Source organism: Solibaculum mannosilyticum, assembly GCF_015140235.1.
Lineage (GTDB): Bacteria > Bacillota > Clostridia > Oscillospirales > Acutalibacteraceae > Solibaculum > Solibaculum mannosilyticum.
On the sequence record NZ_AP023321.1, the window covers coordinates 2197296 to 2217430 of the forward strand.

Here is a 20135-nt window from a genome sequence, read left to right on the forward strand (position 1 = left end):
TCTGATTAACCGGCTGCGCGGTCTTTTCGTCTTTTCCGAACAGCCGGTGCAGCCAGCTTTTGATTACCGTGAACAATGTCATACACCTCCTTGTCGAGTTTTTCCTGCCGTTCCAGAACGGCATAGAAGTTGTTGGTCTGATACGGGCGCTCCTTGGGCCGGATGACGGCCACCTTGATGATATTGCCCACGATCTTTTCCAGGGGCTGACCGTGTTTTTCATACATCGCCAGCATGAAGAAGGGCAGCATGACCAGCATCATACACATGGCAGCCACGCTGTTTCCCACAGGCCCCCGGAGCAGGAAGAAAAGCGGTACGCCGATCAGCGCACCGCCGCCGAAGCAGACAAGCTGCCTCTTGGTTAAGTTGAACGCGACCTTGGTTTTGACTTTCGTAAGATCCTTGGGTACGGGTACATAAGCCAAAGGGATTACCTCCTTCCTGGTTAATGTGCATTGAAAACGGATTTTGCGAGGCTGCCGGTCTTAAAGAGCGTAAAGCACAACAGGACCGTATAGCCCACGCAGCTCCAGATGGCCATAATGATGTCGGATTCGGTGGCAATACTCTGCACCAGCACGGCGTAGATCGCCACACAGACGATGATGAGAAATGCCTGGAAGCCCAGGGCGATCAACGAGCGCAGATAGTTCTGGCCCATACCGCCCCATTCCTTGCCCATCATGGTGGCCATAGGGATGGGAGCCACCGAGGTCACAAGGTAAATCTCAATCATACGGCCATAAATCACGATAAAGATACAAATGTAAAGCGCCCACATGGTAATGCCGATAAAGAGCGACTGGAACCACAGGCCGAACAGCGGCCCCAGGTCCATATCCATCAGCCGGGACTCCATATCGGTCATGACAGAGGAGATGTCGATGGAAGCGTCGGAACCGATGATGCCCGCCGCCTGCGCCACCACACTTTGAGCTGCGTCAAACACGCCCATCACGATGTTCCAGGTGTTTGAGACGATGAGGATGGCAGCGGCAGATTTGAACACCCATTTGAAGATCATCCAGGTGTCCACATCATGCAGGTTGTTCTTGTCGGTAATCATCTGAATCAGCTCCAGCGTCATCACGATAGCCAGGATCACGCCAGCAATCGGCACCATGATGGAGTTGGAGAGATTTTGGATCATGCTGAAAATACTCCCGTTCCAGCCCTGAGGGGTCTGGCCCACCTGTGTCGCAATGTCTGCGACCTGCTGGTTCACGCTATCGAACATCCCCGATAAGTTGCTCATAATGCCGCCTACCAACATTTCCTTGAGCCAGTCAGTAAGGGCATCGAGTAAGAAATCCATACGGTGTCAACCTCCTTTCAGCCGCCCCCGCTTGGGGGCAGGGGCGGCAAGGATTTCTTATGACAGCTTAACGACGGGAGCGATCAGACGGTGAACAGGCTGGAGAGCAGGGGTACGAGGACCATGCCGACCACGGCGACGCCAGCGCCAGCCATGAGCTGCTTCATGCCCTGGGACTTCGCACCGGGGTTGTCGTTGCCGTAACCTTCCAGCAGGTTGATGACACCCCAGATGCCGAGACCAGCGCCCAGAGCGATAACGAGGGTCTGAAGAACGGTGATAGCCTGATTGAAAAATGCCATAAATTATAGTTAGCCGGAATCATTTGAAAAGTTTGATTTAGTCATTCATAGGCATACAAAAGCCGGAACAATCGGCACCCGGTTTCCGGGGCCTGATTCCGGCTGTCCTCCTTTTTTCATTATTTTTTGGTGATTGTCCGCTTTGTACGCCGATGGCCCCATCCGGGGCGGTTGAGGCGGGTAGATAAGATCACTCCTTTCACAGCGGAACAGATTTACACGCCCTCTGCGTCTACTTCATACACATCGTAGACCTCGTTGGGCTTGAGCTTGAGCCGGGTGGACAGGAACGCCTCGATGTCAAAGGCGTTCTTGGGGTCCGCGTCGGCGGTGTACGGGTAATTGGGGTGCTTGGTGATGTCGTACTTGTCCGAGAGGAAAGGCCGCACACCGCGCAGCTGGAGGATACACTTGCCGCCGTCCATGACGGCCAGTTCATCCTGGCTCATAAGCTCTTTGCCGAGCTTTTGGTAGTTAAGAGAATGGGATGTCTCGCGGCCCCGGCTCTCGCCGGTGTTGTAGGTGTCGATGGTCTCCTTGCCCAGCACGGCGGCCAGCTCCTTGAGGGTTGTCGGCTCTTTGCCGCCCAGGAAGATGGAGGTATCCATGTTGCCGATGATGGTATCGGCGTTGTCCTTGTAGATAGCTTTGAGCTGGGACTGTGCTTGCAGCACCAGGCAGGCGGAAATCTCACGGCTTCGGATGGTGGCAACCAGCTTTTCCAGCCGAGGGATCTGTCCAATATTGGCGGCCTCGTCAATGAGGCACCGCACATGGACCGGCAGCCGCCCGCCGTACACATCGTCCGCTTTTTCGCAGAGCAGATTGAACAGCTGGGTGTAGCACATGGAGATCAGGAAGTTAAAGCTATCGTCCGTGTCGCTCATAATCAAGAACAAGGCGGTTTTCCGGTCTCCCAGGGTATCCAGCTCCAGCTCGTCGTAGGCCGTGACCTCCCGCAGCTCCGCGATGTCGAACACGGCAAGGCGCGCACCGCAGGAAATCAGGATGGATTTTGCGGTTTTGCCCGCAGCCAGCTTGTACTTTTTGTACTGACGGACGGCGAAGTGGTTGGGCTTCTCTGCCTCCAGCGCGTCAAACATCAGGTCCACGGGGTTCTTGAACTCCTCGTCATCCTCCCGGACCTCCATCGCGTTGATGAACTCGATGAGGGTGGAGAAATTCTGTTCCTCCACCGGGGCCTCGTAGTGGATATACCCAATGAGGGCGCAGTACAAAAGCGTCTCGGCCTTAACCCAAAAATCGTCCCCGGCCTTGCCCTCGCCCTTGGTGTTGGCGATCAGCGTCGTGACCAGTTTCAAGATGTCCTTTTCGGAGTGGATGTAGGCAAAGGGATTATAGTGCATGGACTTCTTGAAGTTGATGGTATTGAGGACTTTGATCCGATAAGGCTCATAGATGTCCTTGCCGTGCTTATCCTTCATGGGCTTGCCGTCCTTGCCCAGCTTGGGTGTGCCGCGCTGAAGCATTTTGCCGCACTCCACCAGGATGGTGCCTTTTGGGTCTGTCACCACATAGGAGCTGTGCATCTGCATCAGGTTCGGTTTCAGCCAGAAGCGGGTCTTGCCGGAACCGGAGCCACCGATCACCAGCACATTTTTGTTTCTGGCGGTCTTGGGGTCCTTGGGGCGGCTGTTCATGGTCAGGCTCTCGGTTTTAGTCAGAATCACATTGTTCTGGAACACCGGGTCGATGTAGGGTGCGATGTCCTCATGGGTGCCCCAGCGGGCGCTGCCATACTCCATACCGTGCCGGTACTTCTTGGCGTTCTTGCTTTTGAGATACACGGCCAATCGCAGGCCAGCGCCGCAGCACAGCCCCACCAGCAGGTCCAAAGGGTGCAGGCTGGGCCACCAGCTGGCCAGCGCCACCGGCAGCGTGGAGAAGAACGAAAGCATTTTTGCCGAAGCGTCCGCACCCACGGCCATCCGCCATCCTTCACCGAAGTTGGTTGCGAACAGCCCCATCAGGATATAGGGCATATTCAGCAAAAGGAGCTTTTTGATGTCAAGTTGCTTTTTCATCTTCATCGTTCCAGCTCCTTCCGCTTGTTCCGGTCCACAACGGCGTGTTTCACCAGCTCTTTGAACTGGCTCAGCTTTGCCAGCACGGACGGACGCTCTGTTTTCTGCGCCTTTCTGACCTTCTTGCCGGTGTACTCGGTAAAGGCAGCGGTCAGGGCATCCGCATCGCGGCCTTTGAAAAAGATCAGGTACTTGGGCGGGGAGCTGCTGCGGTCCTTCTTCACCGCATAGTCAACGCCGTATTTCCGGGCGATCTTTTCAAACTCCTTGATGGAGGGGTCGGTGATCTCGATGTTGGAAACGCCCTGATTCTGGCCGATCAGCTGCTTCACCGTCTGTTTGCCGTGGGGAATCACGGGGGTATCCCGGCTTTTCTGCTTTTGCAGCTTCTTTTCCTTGCGGTGGGCAAGGTACTTGGTGATGGCGGCCTTAAACAGCCGCCCGGTAAACTTTGTTCCGCTGACTACCAGCGTCAAAGTCCTGTTTTCCACTTCCTCCTGCATAGGTCATCGCCTCCTTTCCACGGATTTTGCAGGGGTGGCGCTTGATACTAAGGCGGGACCACCAGCCGCCGCAGCAGGTATTTCATCATGGCAGGCTCCTTTCAACGCAGCTGATCGGAGCGGTCATAGTACAGATGTCCCTGGCGCACCTTGGCATGGCTGAGAATCTTGATGTGGCCCTTTTCCTGGTTCTCCAGGCTTTTCTGGTATCCGGCCTCCGTCAGAAACAGGCGGGTCCGTTCGCCTTTCCAGCCCACCGGCGAATCGTGGGTCAGCACATCGAAGATAATCATGTGCCGGGTGTCCTCGGCAAACCGCTCCAAATCCATGTACTCATGGCCGTGGTAGTTCTGCGCCCCGGCCTTGAGCCGCATTTCCTCCATCAGCTGGCCCACGGTCTTACGCTCAGGCATGGCGCGCACCTCCTTTCCCGCGTCCCTGGCCTTTCACAGTCAGGATACCGTCCAGGGTGGTAGCGGTGATCCGCAGGCGCTCAGCGGTGGCGATGTCATTCTTCACGGTCTCGTCGATGCCGTGGCCGCAGACCACCAGCACATGGGACCGGCGCAGATAGTCTCGCGCCATATCCAGCCCGTCCTTGTGTTCCTGGGGAATCTCGTCCTTGAGGAAGGTGGACAAGAACAGAACCGGGCAGATGGGCGAATACCCGGCGTCGTACACCTGGCGGCAGTAGGTGGCAGCGTTCTCGGCGTTCTCATACTGGTTGTTGCTCCAGGGAGCCGTAATGTAGGCAAGAGGTCGTTTCATGGCAAAATCCTTTCTCCCGGTATTGCCGGGCAACAGAAAAGCGGCTGTTTACCAGCCGCCTGCGTTCATATCGTGATTGACTTGTACGGTGTAGTGATTGCTGATCGTGGTGGGCGCGTTGAACAGCACTGCAAGCAAATACTGTTTCATATTGCGGACCTCCGTGGTGTTTTTCTGCATACCGTCCATGACAAATCGGATATGCTCGCTATCCAGCTTCAAGAACCGGGAGCGCACGACTTCATGGGGAAAGTCGCTGCCAGCGATCCGAGTGGTTTTACGTTTGGCACAAACGGTCTCCACCATCAGCTCCACAATCTCGTCCAGGTCCTCACGGTAGGTCGAAAACTCTCTGCACAGATAGTCATACTCGATGTTCTCCAGAATCAATTCCCGATAATTTTCTATCTCTGAGACAGACATCGCATCCCTTCCTTTCCGTTCCGGCAGCTGTGCTGCCGCTGTTTCCCGGAAGGGAATGGAATCGGTACTTGCTCCATGAGTATTTTGTTTTTGAGTATTTGGTTTCTCTATATTTAATTCTGCGGGCTTTTCCGTATCCGGTTTATCCAGATACGGGTTTTCCGTATCTGGTGAAGCCGTATCTGGTACAGCCGTATCCGGCCTTGGCGTTTCTGGCTGCCTGGGCTGAGGTTTCTCATAAATCACATACTCGGTGTCGCTGATCCGGCCTTGTTGGTCCCGCAGCTGGTTCCGCACGATGTAACCGGCGGTTTCCAACTCCCGCAGCGCACTGCCGATGGCATCAACGCCCTCCTTGCAGATTTTCGCAAGTCCACGGGTAGTATAGTTCCAGTCATCAGGCAGGGATAACATCATGGAAAGAAGCCCCTTTGCCTTGAGGGATAGTTCGTGGTTCCGCAGGTGATGATTGCTCATCACGGTATAATCTTTGGTCCGTTCAATGCGAAAAACGGCCATTGACTTCACTCCTTTCTAATTTTAGGGCATGAAAAAAGCCACAATCCTTCGTGAAAAAGACTGTGGCTTTCAGCTGTTTTTGTTGTTCTGCCAGGGCCGGTAAGGACGCTTGTACTTCGGCGGATGACTGAACATCGGCTCATGCTCCGAAAACGGGAGGGTCTGCAAAACCCGGTCAATGTCGGTGGATTCCATATCATACTGGGACTGGCAACTTTCCCGGATGGCATCTTTGATGCTCTGGACAGTACACATATTCATTCCTTTCCTTTCGTAGTGATAATGAGTTTACGGGTGGCGGCGGCGCTTGTCCGGTTTGAAGTCGAGCACATGGCCCTCGATCACACGGGCATACCGCTTGATTTTGATTTCCCGACGCTTCTGGCTTACGAGGGCGGCCTGATACCCGTCCTCCGTAAGAAACAGCCGCATATCATCGCCGGGGCAGCCGTAGGAACAAGGGCGCTGAACGGAAAACTCGATCATCCAGCGGGTGCTGTCCTGAAAACGCTCTACGGCCAAGATATTGTGTCCTTTCAGCTCACGGGCTGAAATATCCCTCATAGGCGGCTCCTTTCATCGTTCCTGGTCTCTCTGGCGCTTCTTCTGCCACGCCTCCAGCAGTTTGATAATGGTTTCCTGCATCCGCTGGGGCGTATAGCTTTTGGGGAAATACTTCCGCAGGGTGTCGGAGGTGAAAGTCACTTTGTCGAGATCACTTTTCTTTTCCTCACCCATGATGACGCGCATCATATCGAGGGTCAGATGTCCCTCCTGGCTGTATTTCTTGAGTCGCTGAGCCTGGGAGAGAGAGGGGGTAGCCTGTTCGCTGTCCATCGCGTCCAGCAAATCCCGCTGTTCTTCTTTTTTGAGAAAGGACAGCTCATAAGCCGGATTGAGGGCGATTTTCTTTTCATCGACCATATCCAGCAGTTCGGGAATCAGCTCCGTCAGGCGGATATAGCGCTGCACCTGGTTCCTACTCGAACCAGCCTGCTGCGCCAACAATTCATCTGCACGCAACTTCGTCCCAAGTTGGGACGAAGTTAAGTCCCCCCGTGCGCCTTGGTGTTTCATAGCCTCCAGCTTCATCTTGTAAGCAAAGGCCCTTTCGCTGGGGAGCAGGCTTTCACGTTGTAAGTTGCTGTCCACCATGATGATAGTGGCAGCATCATCGTCCAGGTCTCGGACAATGACAGGCATGGTTTCTTTCTCGGCCAGCTCACTGGCCCGGTGCCGCCTGTGACCGGCAACCAGCTCATAGCCGCCCTCCGGGTCCGGGCGGGCGATCGCCGGAACCAGAACACCATACTGCCGAACGCTGTCGGCGGTCTCCATCATGGCCTCGTCATCCTTGACTTTGAAGGGATGCCCCTTAAATGGGTGCAGCTCAGACAGCGGAATTTCCTGTATCTTCTCCAGCTTGGCATCCTGGCGGCTTTCCTCGGTGGAAAACAAATCATCGTATGGAGCCAGCTCTACTTTTTTCGCGCTGCTTTTCAAGTTTTATCACCTCCTTGGTCAGATTCTTATAGCCCTCGGCCACCTTGCCATTAGGGTCATGGGCAAAAATGCTTTTGCCCTCGGCGCTGATCTCCTTTGCCCGGACAGAATGGGGAATCTCGGTGCCGAACACCTTGATTTTGCTGCCATAGGTCTCCCGCAGCAGGGCGGCAATCTCCTTGGCGAAGTTGGTGCGGTTGTCCACCATCGTCAGCAATATGCCGTCGATCTGGAGCTTGGGGTTGATCTGCCGCTTCACCTTGTTTACGGTCTGGAGCAGCTGTTCCAGGCCCTTGGCGGGCAGGTACTCCGCCTGAACGGGGATTATGACCCTGTTGGCGGCGGCCAGGGCGTTGACCGTGAGCATACCCAGGGATGGCTGGCAGTCAATCAGGATATGGGAATACTGTCCCTTGAGCGTGTCCAGATACTGCCGCAGGATGGTCTCTCGGCTCATGGCGTTCACCAGGGAGACCTCCATGCCGGAGAGCTGGATGTCTGCGGGCATCAGGTCAACGCCCTCCGGGTGGTGCAGGATACCCTCGCCGGGGCGCAGCGGCTCGTCCATCAGGATACGGCCCATCGCGTCGGACAGGGTAAAGGGCAGCTTGTCCGGCTGGGGGTGGCCCAGGCTGATGGTCAGGCTGCCTTGCGGGTCCCCGTCGATCAGCAGCACTTTCTTTCCGGCCTGCGCCAGCCCAATCCCCAGGTTCGCGCAGGTGGTTGTCTTGCCAACGCCGCCTTTCTGATTGGCGATGGCGATGATTTGCGTGTTCAATGACTTCACCTCATTTCTGAATTGTTCTATGGCTTCTGGAAATAGAAAAAGCCGCCACTTCAAAAATTGAAAGTGACGGCCTTTTCTTATCCCGGAATGAAATTCCCCGGAAACGCAAAAAGCGCCCAGTAGAAAATACTGAGCGCTTGGCGATTAGATTTATTCTCTTTTGTTCAAATTAGGTCAAATTCAGACAAACCGTTTTCACGAAAAAGGTCTCTTGGAGATGTATAAATAAACATCCCCTTGGCATCCCAAAATCGCGTCTCGGTTGTCCTATTTTTTAACCCATAAGCCCTCTTTTTGGGGTGGTTGTCCACCATTTAACCCATAGAAAACGGGTTAAAAGAGGCTTCGTTCTGTCAAATTGCGTCAAACCATTTGAAAAGGAAAAACCCCGGAAACCGCGTAGTTCCGGGGTTTTTGACCACTTTTGATAAAGTTTAGCGCTTGCTGAACTGCGGAGCGCGACGGGCAGCCTTGAGGCCGTATTTCTTACGTTCCTTCATACGCGGATCGCGGGTGAGGAAACCAGCCTTTTTCAGGACAGGACGCAACTCTTCGCTGTTAAACTGCAGCAGAGCACGGGAGATGCCGTGACGGATGGCGCCGGCTTGGCCGGTGACTCCGCCGCCGCCCACGCGGCAGACAACGTCAAACTTCTCCAGATTCTCAGTCAGGGCCAGAGGCTGACGAACGATCAGCTTCAAGGTTTCCAGACCAAAGTAATCGTCGATGCTGCGGTCATTGATGGTGATGTTGCCGGTGCCGGGGTACAGGCGGACTCTTGCAACCGACTTCTTTCTTCTACCAGTGCCGTAAAAATAAGGTTTACTATCGTACATTCAGAATGCCTCCTCCCTGATTAAAATTCCAGCGTCTCAGGTTTCTGAGCCGCATGCTTATGGTCGGCGCCAGCGTAAACGCGCAGTCTAGCGCGGGCAGCACGGCCGATGGTGGTGTCCGGAATCATGCCGTTGACAGCCTTCTGCATGGCGAATTCCGGGCGCTCTGCCATCAGGGTGGAGTACTTGACCTCTTTGAGGCCGCCGATCCAACCGGTGTGGCGATAGTACATTTTCTGATCCAGCTTCTTGCCGGTCAGCACTGCTTTGGCGCAGTTGATGATAATGACGTGATCTCCGCAGTCCACATGGGGAGCGAAGGTGGGTTTATGCTTACCGCGCAGCAGAACGGCAGCCTTGGCAGCAATACGGCCCATGGGCTTACCAGCAGCGTCAAGCACATACCATTTGCGGGTAACCTGACCCGCTTTGGGCATAAAGGTTGACATGTAAAAATACCTCCTACCGATTCACAAAACCAATTTGTCCTGTCAAAACCAGTCTAATCCCGAACTTGGGCATACAAAATACATACACCCTTTTCAGGCACAAGACAGATACTACCACACATTCTTCCACCTGTCAAGGACGTTTTCCCGATTTTTTAATTTAAAACCGTGTGAACTCCTTCAATCGCTTGATTTTAGCCGTATTGCTCTCGTTTTCTCCCAGGGCAAATCACATTTTTTGTTTTGTCCCAAGCCCCCGATTGGACAAATTCCATTGATCCCGCTTCAAGATAATGGTATACTAGCCAGTGAAATGCCAATCAGGCTATACCAAAGATCTCCCATTCCGGCTGGAAAGGATGTGTCCGTTTTGGTGTTAGACGCCAATTCCTATTTCTCCATTTTTCTCATCGTAGGCGCTCTGGTCTTGGGCCTTTTTTACTGGGGATATGTCCGCAGCAAAGATCAATGGGAAACGGCTTCTTCTTTAAAAAATCCCAGGAAATCCAATCGCAGCATCCTGTTTTTACTGCTGGGAGCTCTTGTGATCAAACTGTGCTTTGCGGCTTTGGTGATGAAACCTCATTTTGATTATCAGTATTTCTTCCGCTGGTCCAATGAGGTCTATCAGTACGGGTTTGATGTGTATCAGCAGTCCAGCTTCCTGGACTACCCTCCCGGTTATCTTTACATTTTATACGCCATCCGGTGGCTGGCCGGGCTGTTCCAACTGGATTTGACGGGGCCTGTCTACCGCACGATGATGGAGACACCTGTCATCCTGGGTGAATTGTTGGGCGGATGGGTGCTCTATCAGGTGGCCCGGAAGTACCGGCCGGGCAACCGTTTTTGGTTGTATTTCGCCCCTACCATCTACCTCTTTAACCCGGCCTCTTTCCTCAACGTCAACTTCTGGGGACAAGTGGACGCTTTGCTGGCCTCCCTGATGATGTTATCCTTTTACCTGGTGGGACAAAACAAATGGATTGCCGGCGCTTTGGCTTTTACGGGCGCTGTCCTTCTCAAGCCCCAGGCCCTGATGATGACTCCTGTATATCTGTACTTCATCCTAGACTGTGGGATAGCGTCCATCCGGGAACGGGATGCTCGTCCCATCGGGAGGGCTGTTTTAGCATTGGGCAGTGCCTTTGTGGTGTTTGTTCTGGTGTGCCTTCCCTTCTCCGCCGGACGTGGGCCCCTTTGGATGCTGGACCTTTACTTTAATACTATGGTATCCTATTCATCAGCTTCCTTGGGCGCCTGCAACCTTTTCGGCCTATTCGACGGATCGGGTACGTCGGTGTACAACCCCTTCTTCTTCCTCACTTTCTCCGATTGGTCCAGTATATTCACAGTGTTATGCATCTTGGCGGCCGGCGTGGTATACTTTATGTCCAAGCGGGAGCACCGTCTGCTGCTCAGCGCATTATGGCTCTATACCTCTTTATATACCCTCACCGCCTTCATGCACGAGCGATATCTCTTCCCCACTCTTATTATGGTGTTATCCCTCTTCCTGATGAACAAGGATAAATTTTATCTGCGTCTTTATGCGGGCTTTTCCATTGTCAACTACGCTTGTACCGCCATGGCTCTCTCGGCCTACTACGCCGGCGGATCCTTCGATCATGCGGCGCCTATGTATGTCTTTTCCTTTGTTATGGTGGCAGCTTTTGTCTTGTTTACCCGCCACGTCATCCTCTCATGCCGACGGGAACGCAAATCCATTCCCTTTCCTCCTCTCCCTGTAGAGGACGGCTCCGGCGGTTAATTCATTTTATTCTTTCCTCGTAAAGGAGCTTTTTGATGCACTATATGCAGCGTCTCGCTGGGCAGATGCGCAGCGCGATTGAAAAATACAATATGATTGAATCGGGAGATTCCATTATGGTGGGGGTGTCCGGCGGTAAGGATTCGGTGGCTCTTTTAACGGGGCTCAGTTCCCTGCGGTCCTACTATCCCAAGCCCTTCTCCCTAAAGGCTGTCACCATGGACCCTTGTTTTGAAGGGGAGGAAACCGATTACTCCCCCATCTCCCAGCTGTGCGAGAGGCTGGAAGTTCCCTATTATGTGGAACGCGTCCCATTGGGCCAGCTGCTTTTTGGTGAGGAAAAACAGCAAAATCCATGTTCTCTGTGCGCCCGTATCCGTCGGGGCGTACTGCACAACGCATCCTTAGCGGCCGGCTGCAACAAGATTGCCTTGGGTCATCACTTCGACGACGCAGTGGAGACCTTCTTTTTAAACCTGCTCAACGGCGGCCGTATTGGTTGCTTTTCCCCCGTCACCTTTCTGGATCGGAAAAAGATCGCCTTGATCCGCCCCCTCGTCTTTGTGGAAGAGCGGGATGTCTCGGCGGCGGTGCGGCAGGAAAGCCTTCCCATCGTCAAAAGCCGGTGTCCGGTGGATGGATGTACCGCACGGCAGGATATCAAACTGCTGATCCGCTCTTTGGAGAAGGATTATAAGCATCTGCGCACCAAGGTGCTGGGAGCCATGCAGCGTTCCGGTCTGGATGGATGGTAAAATTCTTATGGTCTTTGATTGGGATGGTCCAATGGGCCTATCCATTGTAAAATCGGCTCGGACATCATGAACCGCGAAAGGAGAATCATTTATGAGCAGTACACCACCTCCGGCTCAACGTCGCCGGCGGAAAAAAAGAAGGGCGCGTCATCTGCTGCGTCTTTTTCTCATCGCCCTTTTTATCACGATCCTGGTAGGCGGCGCGATCTGGGGGATCTCCTCCCTACTGGGCGGCAGTCCAGAGGATTCTTCTTCCTCATCCGCTCCGTCCTCTGCAAACAGCGAAGTCTCCAGTATCCCCTCCTCTTCCACCCCCGTTTCTTCTGAGGAGGAGGAATCCAGTACCCCATCCTCCCCATACCCTCTGCACGAAACCAAGACAAAGGATACCGTTACCATGCAGTTTATGGGGGACATCCTGCTGCACAAACAGCCGGTGGCATCGGCCAAGCAAGAGGACGGTACTTACGACTTCAGCCCCTATTTCTCTCTCATTTCCCCCTACTTAACGGCCGATTTAAAGATCGCCAATATGGAGGGCGCCGTGGATCCCTCCCAGGAACCCTCCAGCTATCCCTGCTTCAACTATCCCTCTGAGATCATCCGGGATGCCATGGGGGCCGGTATCAACTTCTTCACCACCTCCAACAACCACAGCTTTGACAAAGGCTGGAAGGGTCTAGTCGCCACTCGTGAAAGCATGATCGAAGCCGGTGTGGATTTCTGTGGAACTTATGAAACCCAGGAACAATACGATACTCCCTGTATCGTCAATTACGGCGGCATCAACATCGGTATCGTCCCGTATTCCTACGGCCACAACGGTATGATTGTCACCATCCCGGAGGAAAATCAGCCTTTCGCCATGCGGCTTTTTAATCACGACAGTATGGAGGATGTCCCTAGAATTCTCCAGGACATCAAGGATTGCCGGGAAGCCGGCGCTGATTTTGTCATTCTCAGCCTTCACTGGGGCGCGGAATACCAGGATGAGCCCACAGCCATGCAGCGCAAAATCGCTGAAGCCCTCATCGAGGATGAGGAAGGCGCCGACATCGTACTGGGCAACCATTCCCACTGCGTCCAGCCGGTGGAATTACACACCGTCCAGACCTCCAGCGGTCCAAAAGATCGCTTGATTGTCTATTCCATGGGCAATTTTATCGCCGACCAATCCAGTGTCCACAAATCCCGCACCCGCACCAGTCAGATGATCGAAGTGACCATCAAGCGGCAGGGCGATGAGGTGGTGCTGACCGATGCGGCCTATATGCCTCTGATGACCTACATCCGGGAGGATATCAAAACCTCCGACCGTTATCGGATCATCCCGGTGGGCAAATACGCCACAGCTGAAACCAGACCCTCCATTTTTGCCACCGACGCCGATTGGCAATTCTGTAAGGACGCCTGGGAACGCATTCCATCGGTAACAGGGGATTCTATCCCTTGTCTGGCCGGCTGATCCTCATCCGGCGCTAAAATCAAAAAGGATGGCTGCCTACAAAATAAGGCAGCCATCCTTTTTGCATTATGTTTCCCCTGTGAACCATTGTAAGGCGGCTTGGACGGCATCTGCAATCCACTGGGACACATGCCCGATGCCCGCCGCTCCCAGACGAATTTCCGGTGGAATGACGTTCAACGCCTGTTCCCCCATCTCGGTCATCTGTTCTCTGGACGGTACAGGAAAGGTATATTCCCTGCCCAATATCCGTCCGGTGGCCAACCCCTCTTGGCTGATGGCTGGAGCTGTGGTACGACCCTCATCCCCCATGGCCATGGAGGCCGTCCGGTCGTCTACCAGCATTACCCCTGTGCCGACGCATCCTATCGTAAACAGGATGGCGATGGCCATAACGATCCATGTGCTTTTTCGTCTCATATGCAATCACTTCCCTTAAGGGTAGTATTGCTGGATCCTCAGTGGCTTATTCTTTTAATTGATTGAGCACCTCTCCCAACGCCTGCCCTACCATCTGTCCGGAATACATGGCTTCGTCCAAGGTGTTGGCCTCGGAGCCCATCTCGATGAGGATAGACCCATGGGTCAGGTTCTGATTGTAGTTTGCATTCATAAATTTCAGGGGACGGGCCAGATCCGGGAAGTTGGTAGCCAGATTCTGTTGCAGACGCATGGCCAGGCGAAGGTTCAGTTCCCAATCGGGATGGCTGACGCTTTCACTTTCACAGCCGGCGATGATCATCACCTGAGCGGCTTTTTTGCCGTCGATCTCCACGGTGGGCTTTACCCGCGTCCCATCCTCTCTGGTGATGCCGTCCCGGTGGATGTCCAACACCACCTGAATGGATGGATTTTTTTCCAGCTGGGCCTTTACGGTATCGGCACTGCGTCCGTAAGAGCCGTTGTAGGCCGGATAATCGTGGACGGTGGTGTCATGGATAACGCCGATGCCCTGGGCTTCCAGCGCCTTTTGAATCTCATCCCCCACTCGGACAACACTTTGTGTCGCATCGGTGGTGCGGATGGAATAGCTTTTGTCGTAATATCCCCTGTCGAACAATTCATACCCTTCGGTGGTGTGGGTATGCATGATGAGTACTTTTGGACCGTCGTCCTGCATATTGATATCCGGCGTTTTTTCCAGCTCCTCTTGGATACTGATGGTGCGTCCCGTGCTGTTTTTTACCCATACGTTTTCAAAATTGTCCCCTGAGGTACCAATCTTTTGTTCCTGGATGGGCCCCCGCTGATCCTCGGGGACTTCCGTAGGTTCCGGCGCCTGGGAGACGGTCTCGGATGTCTCCGGCGTGGACGAGGCCTCCGAAGAGGCTGCCTGGGAGGAAGCTGCCGATACAGTCGGCGGCTGGCTGGTTTCATTGGGTGGGGCGGCGGCGGCATGCGTGCCCTCCTGAACCAGCGCCTCATGATCTCTATTCAGCAGGGAAAGCCCGCCTTCCGGGAAGGCAAGCCCTACCGACAGCATAGCTGCCCGATCGGTCAGTGCTCCAAAGTTGGACGCTCCGGATCCTATGATACAAGCCGCCGCTGTTAAGATAGCTGCTCCGGTCAATACTTTTTTCCACTTCTTCGGGTGTCTTGGCATCCTGCATCACTCCCGTATTTGCTGTTCTGTACTGTAAGACTATGATGTCTCCACAACAATTATGACGCTTTTTTATGGCTGCCGAGTATAAACCCTTATACAAAACCACGACCCCTCCGCCTTTCGACAAAAGGCAAAGGGGTCGTGGTTTTTATAGGAAATAAAAAGCATGAACCTGATAAAACACTATTACATCAGATAGATGCTAATGCTTCACTGTAAAGGACTGGTCTGATTCGAACTGCCGCTCTGGGAAAAGGAAGTATCCACATCCTCGATGAGCTGGACGTCCACCTCAAACTGCTGGGATTGGGTAGAGCCCCTCCGTTGGCGGGATACCGTCAAACGGACAGTGTCCCCCACCTGCTTCTGGCGGATAATGTCCTTGAGCTGATCCACATCGGTTACAGCCTGTCCGTCTGCATGGGTGATGACATCTCCCGGCTGTACGCCGGCCTGCAGCAAATTACTATCGTCCTCGATTTGATAGACATACAGTCCCTGCGGCAAATTATATAGGGCGGCGGTGGTCTCATCCACAACCTGGAACGAAGCGCCTAATTTTACGCGATTTAAAATCTTGCCGTATTGGATGAGCTGATCGATAAAAGGCTGGGCCTGAGAGATAGGGATGGCAAAGCCTAAGCCCTCATAAGCCGTGCCAGATGAGGTTGTGGACATTTTGGCGGTATTGATCCCTACCACTTGGCCAAAGGCGTTGATGAGAGCGCCTCCGGAATTGCCGGGATTGATGGCGGCATCGGTTTGGATATAAGACATTTCGGAATTGCCTTCGATCATGACCTTGCGATTGATGCCCGATACCATGCCGCTGGAGAACGAACTCTCCAGTTGGGGACCGCCGGGATTGCCAATGGCATAGACGGTATCTCCCACCGAAAGCTGGTCGGAATTCCCAAAGGTGGCGGGTTGGAGATCCGGGGCATCGATCTTGATGATACCCAGATCGGTTTTGGAATCGGCGGCAATAAAAGTAGCCTCATACTCCTCGCCCGACAGCAGCTTGACCCGCATGACATTGTTGGCATTGCTGAGTACATGGGCATTGGTGATGATATAACCTTCCTCGTTCATGATGATGCCGGAACCATAGCTGTCCCCCGACATAAAGTCCGCGCCGTAAGAGGTGATGGCCACCACGGAAGGGGATACCTGGTTATAGACCTGTTTTGGCGACAAGGCCCCTTCCTCCTGAGGACGGTCGTCAGAACCAGGGATATCCTCAATATCCATAGAAGGAGATTCAAGGGGGGCGGAAGAACTGGCTGAATTTCCCGTTCCGTTGTCAGCTGCATTGTTATTCCCTTCGCCGCTGTGGGCCAAATTGTAACCTCCCAGGATGGAAAATCCGATTACACTGCCCAAAAATACCACACCCACTACAATGGCTAAGATGCGAAAAGGCATACTCCGTTTCTTCTGCGGAGGCGTACCATCCGGATTGGGCGTACTGTTTTCCCCTTCTTTATCCTTTGGCAGGGGCATAGGCGGCTGGGATGCCGGTTGATGCCGCTGGGGTTCTGGAGGCGGAGTCGCCGGCTGCCCGTTTTGGGGCGGATACGGCATCTGTCCCTGAGGCGGATAGGGCTGTCCATTCTGGGGAGGGTACGGAGGCTGTCCCTGAGGCGCATGGGGATAACCGGTTTGTCCAGGTTGTTGACCACCGTAAGGCGGGCGATTTTGATTTTGGTTATAAGGGTACTGGGGATACTGTCTATAATAAGGATTGGGATTTTGGCCATATGGACGCTGCGGCTGAGGTGGATAAGACTGTCCACCGTGGGGCGGATAGGGCGGCATTTGCCCCTGGGGCGGGATGGGCTGCTGCCCTTGAGGCCCATGGGGATAGCCTGCTCGTCCAGGCTGTTGGCCACCGTAAGGCGGCTGTCCTGCTGACTGTCCTTGCACCGGGCCATTCCCTCCTTGGAACGGCATCCCGTTTCCACCGGAGGACGGTGCATCAGACTGTGCAGGCTGAACGTTGTCCTGAGAAGGAGGGGTGGGAGGGGACGGAGGTGTCTGTTCCGGCTTGGCCGAAGACGATTCCGGAGACATCATTGGCTGGACAGGAGGGTTTGGTTCTGAAACCGAATCCTGTGCCGGAGGGACTGGACTCTGCATTTCTTTTTCCAAATGCTGTTCTGCCTCTTTTTGAGGATGCAGATGGTTTTCCTCCTTCAGCAGCTCTTCCTTTCGCTGTTGGGCACGAGCTGCTTCTTGTTTTTCCTTTTCCTCAAATTCTTTGAGAATATCATAAAGGTCATCACTCATGGGGTGTTTTCCTCCACTCTTATAAGATCTTCCTAAATGTTGCTATCCCTATCATACCAGACGAGTATGAAGAATATTTAAACGAATGAATATTTTTTTGCACATTTGTATGATCTATTTTTCTAAAGTATTTGTCGAAACTAACTCTAAATCAAATGATTTTCTTCTTCATTTCCAATCTTTCTATAAATCATTTTAAAAAGTTTTGGCCCTGCATAAGATGAATACAAAAAGTCTTTGCTTTCTTATTACGCCAGGTATTCTGTGTAAAAAACACCCCCTCTCATTCTTTTCCATACAGCAGAAATTATGCGTCTTTTCCCCATCCCTACCTATTTATAATAAGGAGTGGACAAAAGGAAACCGGCAGTTTCCCCTTTTTTCAAAGGAAGGGAAAACTGCCGGATCAATATCATCGATTCTCTTGCGCCGACTTGAGCTGCTTCTTCTTGGGAGCCGGAATCCAGAATTCAAATTCAGCGTATTGGCCCTCCATACTGCGGGCCACAATCTCTCCGCCGTGGGCTTGGATAAGCATCCGCACAATAAACAGGCCCAATCCAACCCCTTTTCGGTCTAGGCTCCTGGATTTATCCGATTTATAGAAACGGTCAAACACATGAGGCAGATCACTTAAGGCAATGCCTTTGCCGGTGTTGTGAACCGTCACATACACCCTCTCACTCTCTACCCGTGCCCCAAGGGTGATGGCTCCGCCGGGATTGGTGAACTTAATGGCGTTGTCCACCAGATTATAGATGACCTGATGGATGCGGTCGGCATCGGCCTCTACCATGATGCTGTGTGTCTCCTCCAGCCCCCTGATCTCGATGCCCTTCTGATCAATAATCTGTTCAAAGGAAAAGAGGATACGCAACATGATATCACAAATATCAAAATTACTGATGTTGAGTTTTAATTCCCCGGCCTCGATGCGGGAGACATCCAGCATCTCCTTGACCAGCCGGGACAGGCGTTTCACCTCATCGGATACCGTCTGTAAGTACTGGCGCCGCCGGTCGGGTTCGATGGTCCCATCCAAGATACCGTCGATGAATCCTGCGATGGTCGTCATCGGCGTGCGGAGTTCGTGGGAGACGTTGGCCACAAAGGAACGGCGCATCCCCTCTACCGATGCAAGCGAAGCCGCCATCTGATTGAATGCTTTGCTGAGTTCGGAAATCTCGTCCTTCCCCCGTACCGGCACCCGATAGGAAAAGTCTCCTTCCCCAAACCGTTTAGCCGCTATGGCCATCTGACGCAAGGGTTTGACCATCTGATAAGAGATGACATACACCAGGATAAAGGAGATGATCATCACTACCACGGCCGACAACAAAAACATTTTCAGCATGTCTACCACATACTGGGACAGGTTGCCCGCCGAGGAGGACACGCATACAATGCCGACCAGTCCAAATGTGCGCACCGTCACAGGCACTGCGGCGGTATAGCAAGTCTGTGGAAAGGTCCCGTCCAGATTGCCCAGCTCGTAAAATTCGCCTGTTTCGATGGTCTTATTCAAGATGCTGTCCGGCATCACTACCCCGTCCTGTGCCGCCAGCTTCCGATCGGCCAACGCCAAATTCTGAACCTTGCCGGCCAGATTGACAAAGTAGATGTTAGCCCCCAGAGACCGGGCGATCGCCTTGATGGATACCCGGGTAACGTCGTCCAGTTTCAGCCACCACTGAACCTGTCCGTTTTCATCCAGCTCTTCATCCAGGACGCGCTCATAATTGCTCAAAAGCGAAGATGCCTGCTGTGCCGTTAAAGAGAGGCGTTCCCTCTCCTGATCGCTCCAGTAATTCGAGGCAAACTGCAGCAGTACCGCCCCCAGGATGACCATACACAGGGTAATAACCGCTGTGGTCATGGCGAAGTACTTGGTAAATACACTGCGGAACACTATTCCTTCACCTCAAACTTATAGCCGACACCCCATACTGTCTTTAACGTCCATTTGTCCGAAACGCCTTCCAGTTTCTCCCTCAGGCGCTTGACATGGACATCCACCGTCCTGGAATCGCCGTAATAGTCGAATCCCCAAACCTCGTCCAACAGCTGATCCCGGGTGAAAACCCGGTTGGGATTGCTGGCCAAATGATAGATTAACTCCATTTCCTTGGGAGGAGCATCCACTTGTTTGCCATCCACCTTCAGCTCATAGTTGGTCATGTTGATGGAGAGCTTGTCGTATGTGACGATTTTCCCCTCTTTCTCCGCAGTCTGCGGAGCGGCACGGCGCAGCACCGCCTTTACACGGGCAATGACTTCCTTTGTTTCAAACGGTTTTACCACATAGTCATCGGCCCCCAGCTCCAGGCCCAGGATTTTATCAAACGTCTCGCCCTTGGCAGTCAGCATGATAATCGGTACCTGGGATTTCTTCCGGATCTCACGGCATACCTGCCATCCGTCCAGAACCGGCAGCATAATGTCCAGAAGAAGAAGATTGGGATTCTCTTTTTCAAACATCTCCAATGCTTTGCCGCCGTCCGAGGCCAGGAATACCGTATACCCCTCCTTTTCCAAGTACAATCTTAACAATTCACAGATATTACTATCGTCGTCTACCACCAGGATCTTTTCTGCCGACATAATCAAAAACACCTCCAAAATTTCACCCTATGGGCCAATCACCATCAATTTTAGACTTTTATCTCTAGGATACCTTAATCATACCAGATCAGAATAAGGGATTCTACTGGAAACTATTAAAATTATATCTTTTGACCCAATTTTATTGGTGAAATAATTTAAAACATTTCACTATCTATGCGCACTAATATTTCC

The 20135-nt window shown here is 53.1% G+C and carries 22 protein-coding genes; 3 read left to right on the forward strand and 19 right to left on the reverse strand.

The window, feature by feature from the left end:
• Positions 1-5: 5 nt before the first annotated feature.
• The 14 genes from C12CBH8_RS10240 to rplM form a co-directional block, all read right to left on the reverse strand.
• Entirely contained in the window at positions 6-428 is a 423-nt protein-coding gene (locus C12CBH8_RS10240; RefSeq protein ID WP_002578789.1) for a PrgI family protein, read from the reverse strand.
• 20 nt (positions 429-448) lie between these two features.
• A complete protein-coding gene (locus C12CBH8_RS10245; protein ID WP_002578790.1) occupies positions 449-1318 on the reverse strand; it encodes a VirB6/TrbL-like conjugal transfer protein, CD1112 family in 870 nt (289 codons plus the stop codon).
• A gap of 83 nt (positions 1319-1401) precedes the next feature.
• On the reverse strand, positions 1402-1620 hold the full coding sequence (locus C12CBH8_RS10250; RefSeq protein ID WP_002588903.1) for a Maff2 family mobile element protein: 219 nt from the start codon (positions 1618-1620) through the stop codon (positions 1402-1404).
• 215 nt (positions 1621-1835) lie between these two features.
• A complete protein-coding gene (locus C12CBH8_RS10255) occupies positions 1836-3665 on the reverse strand; it encodes a VirD4-like conjugal transfer protein, CD1115 family (RefSeq protein WP_026649524.1) in 1830 nt (609 codons plus the stop codon).
• Between the two features lie 2 nt (positions 3666-3667).
• Positions 3668-4168 (reverse strand): PcfB family protein, encoded by a 501-nt coding sequence (locus C12CBH8_RS10260; RefSeq protein WP_002576352.1) that lies wholly within the window; start codon positions 4166-4168, stop codon positions 3668-3670.
• A 101-nt stretch (positions 4169-4269) separates the two neighbouring features.
• Positions 4270-4581: a DUF5720 family protein gene (locus C12CBH8_RS10265; protein WP_002576353.1), complete on the reverse strand. Its 312-nt coding sequence runs from the start codon at positions 4579-4581 to the stop codon at positions 4270-4272.
• Positions 4574-4936 carry a DUF7768 domain-containing protein gene (locus C12CBH8_RS10270; RefSeq protein ID WP_002576354.1) on the reverse strand — a complete coding sequence of 121 codons (363 nt, stop codon included), beginning with the start codon at positions 4934-4936 and terminating at the stop codon, positions 4574-4576. The genes C12CBH8_RS10265 and C12CBH8_RS10270 overlap by 8 nt, the downstream gene beginning before the upstream one ends.
• Positions 4937-4984: 48 nt before the next feature.
• Positions 4985-5878 (reverse strand): DUF6017 domain-containing protein, encoded by an 894-nt coding sequence (locus C12CBH8_RS10275; RefSeq protein WP_076779157.1) that lies wholly within the window; start codon positions 5876-5878, stop codon positions 4985-4987.
• A 69-nt stretch (positions 5879-5947) separates the two neighbouring features.
• Positions 5948-6139, reverse strand: coding sequence for a hypothetical protein (locus C12CBH8_RS10280; RefSeq protein WP_002576356.1), 192 nt, complete (start codon positions 6137-6139; stop codon positions 5948-5950).
• Positions 6140-6166: 27 nt separating this feature from the next.
• Positions 6167-6442: a DUF5720 family protein gene (locus C12CBH8_RS10285; protein WP_002576357.1), complete on the reverse strand. Its 276-nt coding sequence runs from the start codon at positions 6440-6442 to the stop codon at positions 6167-6169.
• 12 nt (positions 6443-6454) lie between these two features.
• Positions 6455-7381 carry a ParB/RepB/Spo0J family partition protein gene (locus C12CBH8_RS10290; RefSeq protein WP_002576358.1) on the reverse strand — a complete coding sequence of 309 codons (927 nt, stop codon included), beginning with the start codon at positions 7379-7381 and terminating at the stop codon, positions 6455-6457.
• Positions 7338-8159 carry a ParA family protein gene (locus C12CBH8_RS10295; protein WP_002576359.1) on the reverse strand — a complete coding sequence of 274 codons (822 nt, stop codon included), beginning with the start codon at positions 8157-8159 and terminating at the stop codon, positions 7338-7340. Before C12CBH8_RS10295 ends, C12CBH8_RS10290 begins: the two co-directional genes overlap by 44 nt.
• Before the next feature lie 443 nt (positions 8160-8602).
• Positions 8603-9004, reverse strand: coding sequence for a 30S ribosomal protein S9 (gene rpsI, locus C12CBH8_RS10300; RefSeq protein ID WP_090266162.1), 402 nt, complete (start codon positions 9002-9004; stop codon positions 8603-8605).
• A gap of 20 nt (positions 9005-9024) precedes the next feature.
• A complete protein-coding gene (gene rplM / locus C12CBH8_RS10305; RefSeq protein WP_090266164.1) occupies positions 9025-9453 on the reverse strand; it encodes a 50S ribosomal protein L13 in 429 nt (142 codons plus the stop codon).
• Positions 9454-9823: 370 nt separating this feature from the next.
• On the opposite strand from rplM, the gene C12CBH8_RS10310 reads away from it, so the two are divergent.
• The 3 genes from C12CBH8_RS10310 (at position 9824) to C12CBH8_RS10320 (ending at position 13444) form a co-directional block, all read left to right on the forward strand.
• Entirely contained in the window at positions 9824-11224 is a 1401-nt protein-coding gene (locus tag C12CBH8_RS10310) for a hypothetical protein (RefSeq protein WP_090266165.1), read from the forward strand.
• 35 nt (positions 11225-11259) lie between these two features.
• Complete coding sequence (locus tag C12CBH8_RS10315) at positions 11260-11979, forward strand: tRNA 2-thiocytidine biosynthesis TtcA family protein (protein ID WP_215533162.1); 720 nt, start codon at positions 11260-11262, stop codon at positions 11977-11979.
• A 91-nt stretch (positions 11980-12070) separates the two neighbouring features.
• Positions 12071-13444, forward strand: coding sequence for a CapA family protein (locus C12CBH8_RS10320; protein ID WP_215533163.1), 1374 nt, complete (start codon positions 12071-12073; stop codon positions 13442-13444).
• A gap of 66 nt (positions 13445-13510) precedes the next feature.
• On the opposite strand, the gene C12CBH8_RS10325 is transcribed toward C12CBH8_RS10320, so the two are convergent.
• The 5 genes from C12CBH8_RS10325 to C12CBH8_RS10345 all read right to left on the reverse strand — a co-directional run bounded on the left by C12CBH8_RS10325 (position 13511) and on the right by C12CBH8_RS10345 (position 19940).
• Positions 13511-13864, reverse strand: a complete 354-nt coding sequence (locus tag C12CBH8_RS10325) for a hypothetical protein (RefSeq protein ID WP_215533164.1) — start codon at positions 13862-13864, stop codon at positions 13511-13513.
• 46 nt (positions 13865-13910) lie between these two features.
• The gene (gene spoIIP / locus C12CBH8_RS10330; protein ID WP_090266172.1) at positions 13911-15047 is read right to left on the reverse strand and encodes a stage II sporulation protein P; all 1137 of its coding nucleotides are present in this window, start codon (positions 15045-15047) and stop codon (positions 13911-13913) included.
• 213 nt (positions 15048-15260) lie between these two features.
• Positions 15261-17339 carry a trypsin-like peptidase domain-containing protein gene (locus C12CBH8_RS10335; protein WP_215533165.1) on the reverse strand — a complete coding sequence of 693 codons (2079 nt, stop codon included), beginning with the start codon at positions 17337-17339 and terminating at the stop codon, positions 15261-15263.
• A gap of 412 nt (positions 17340-17751) precedes the next feature.
• Positions 17752-19248 carry a sensor histidine kinase gene (locus tag C12CBH8_RS10340; protein WP_090266174.1) on the reverse strand — a complete coding sequence of 499 codons (1497 nt, stop codon included), beginning with the start codon at positions 19246-19248 and terminating at the stop codon, positions 17752-17754.
• On the reverse strand, positions 19248-19940 hold the full coding sequence (locus tag C12CBH8_RS10345) for a response regulator transcription factor (protein ID WP_090266176.1): 693 nt from the start codon (positions 19938-19940) through the stop codon (positions 19248-19250). The genes C12CBH8_RS10340 and C12CBH8_RS10345 overlap by 1 nt, the downstream gene beginning before the upstream one ends.
• Positions 19941-20135 lie beyond the last annotated feature (195 nt).

Excerpts from the sequence above, each read along its gene's own strand:
- C12CBH8_RS10245 (WP_002578790.1), bottom strand. The coding sequence starts at position 1,318 with ATGGATTTCTTACTCGATGCCCTTACTGACTGGCTCAAGGAAATGTTG.
- C12CBH8_RS10250 (WP_002588903.1), bottom strand. The coding sequence starts at position 1,620 with ATGGCATTTTTCAATCAGGCTATCACCGTTCTTCAGACCCTCGTTATC.
- C12CBH8_RS10255 (WP_026649524.1), bottom strand. The coding sequence starts at position 3,665 with ATGAAAAAGCAACTTGACATCAAAAAGCTCCTTTTGCTGAATATGCCC.
- C12CBH8_RS10260 (WP_002576352.1), bottom strand. The coding sequence starts at position 4,168 with ATGCAGGAGGAAGTGGAAAACAGGACTTTGACGCTGGTAGTCAGCGGA.
- C12CBH8_RS10265 (WP_002576353.1), bottom strand. The coding sequence starts at position 4,581 with ATGCCTGAGCGTAAGACCGTGGGCCAGCTGATGGAGGAAATGCGGCTC.
- C12CBH8_RS10270 (WP_002576354.1), bottom strand. The coding sequence starts at position 4,936 with ATGAAACGACCTCTTGCCTACATTACGGCTCCCTGGAGCAACAACCAG.
- C12CBH8_RS10275 (WP_076779157.1), bottom strand. The coding sequence starts at position 5,878 with ATGGCCGTTTTTCGCATTGAACGGACCAAAGATTATACCGTGATGAGC.
- C12CBH8_RS10280 (WP_002576356.1), bottom strand. The coding sequence starts at position 6,139 with ATGAATATGTGTACTGTCCAGAGCATCAAAGATGCCATCCGGGAAAGT.
- C12CBH8_RS10285 (WP_002576357.1), bottom strand. The coding sequence starts at position 6,442 with ATGAGGGATATTTCAGCCCGTGAGCTGAAAGGACACAATATCTTGGCC.
- rpsI (WP_090266162.1), bottom strand. The coding sequence starts at position 9,004 with ATGTACGATAGTAAACCTTATTTTTACGGCACTGGTAGAAGAAAGAAG.
- rplM (WP_090266164.1), bottom strand. The coding sequence starts at position 9,453 with ATGTCAACCTTTATGCCCAAAGCGGGTCAGGTTACCCGCAAATGGTAT.
- C12CBH8_RS10315 (WP_215533162.1), top strand. The coding sequence starts at position 11,260 with ATGCACTATATGCAGCGTCTCGCTGGGCAGATGCGCAGCGCGATTGAA.
- C12CBH8_RS10320 (WP_215533163.1), top strand. The coding sequence starts at position 12,071 with ATGAGCAGTACACCACCTCCGGCTCAACGTCGCCGGCGGAAAAAAAGA.
- C12CBH8_RS10325 (WP_215533164.1), bottom strand. The coding sequence starts at position 13,864 with ATGAGACGAAAAAGCACATGGATCGTTATGGCCATCGCCATCCTGTTT.
- spoIIP (WP_090266172.1), bottom strand. The coding sequence starts at position 15,047 with ATGCCAAGACACCCGAAGAAGTGGAAAAAAGTATTGACCGGAGCAGCT.
- C12CBH8_RS10335 (WP_215533165.1), bottom strand. The coding sequence starts at position 17,339 with ATGAGTGATGACCTTTATGATATTCTCAAAGAATTTGAGGAAAAGGAA.
- C12CBH8_RS10345 (WP_090266176.1), bottom strand. The coding sequence starts at position 19,940 with ATGTCGGCAGAAAAGATCCTGGTGGTAGACGACGATAGTAATATCTGT.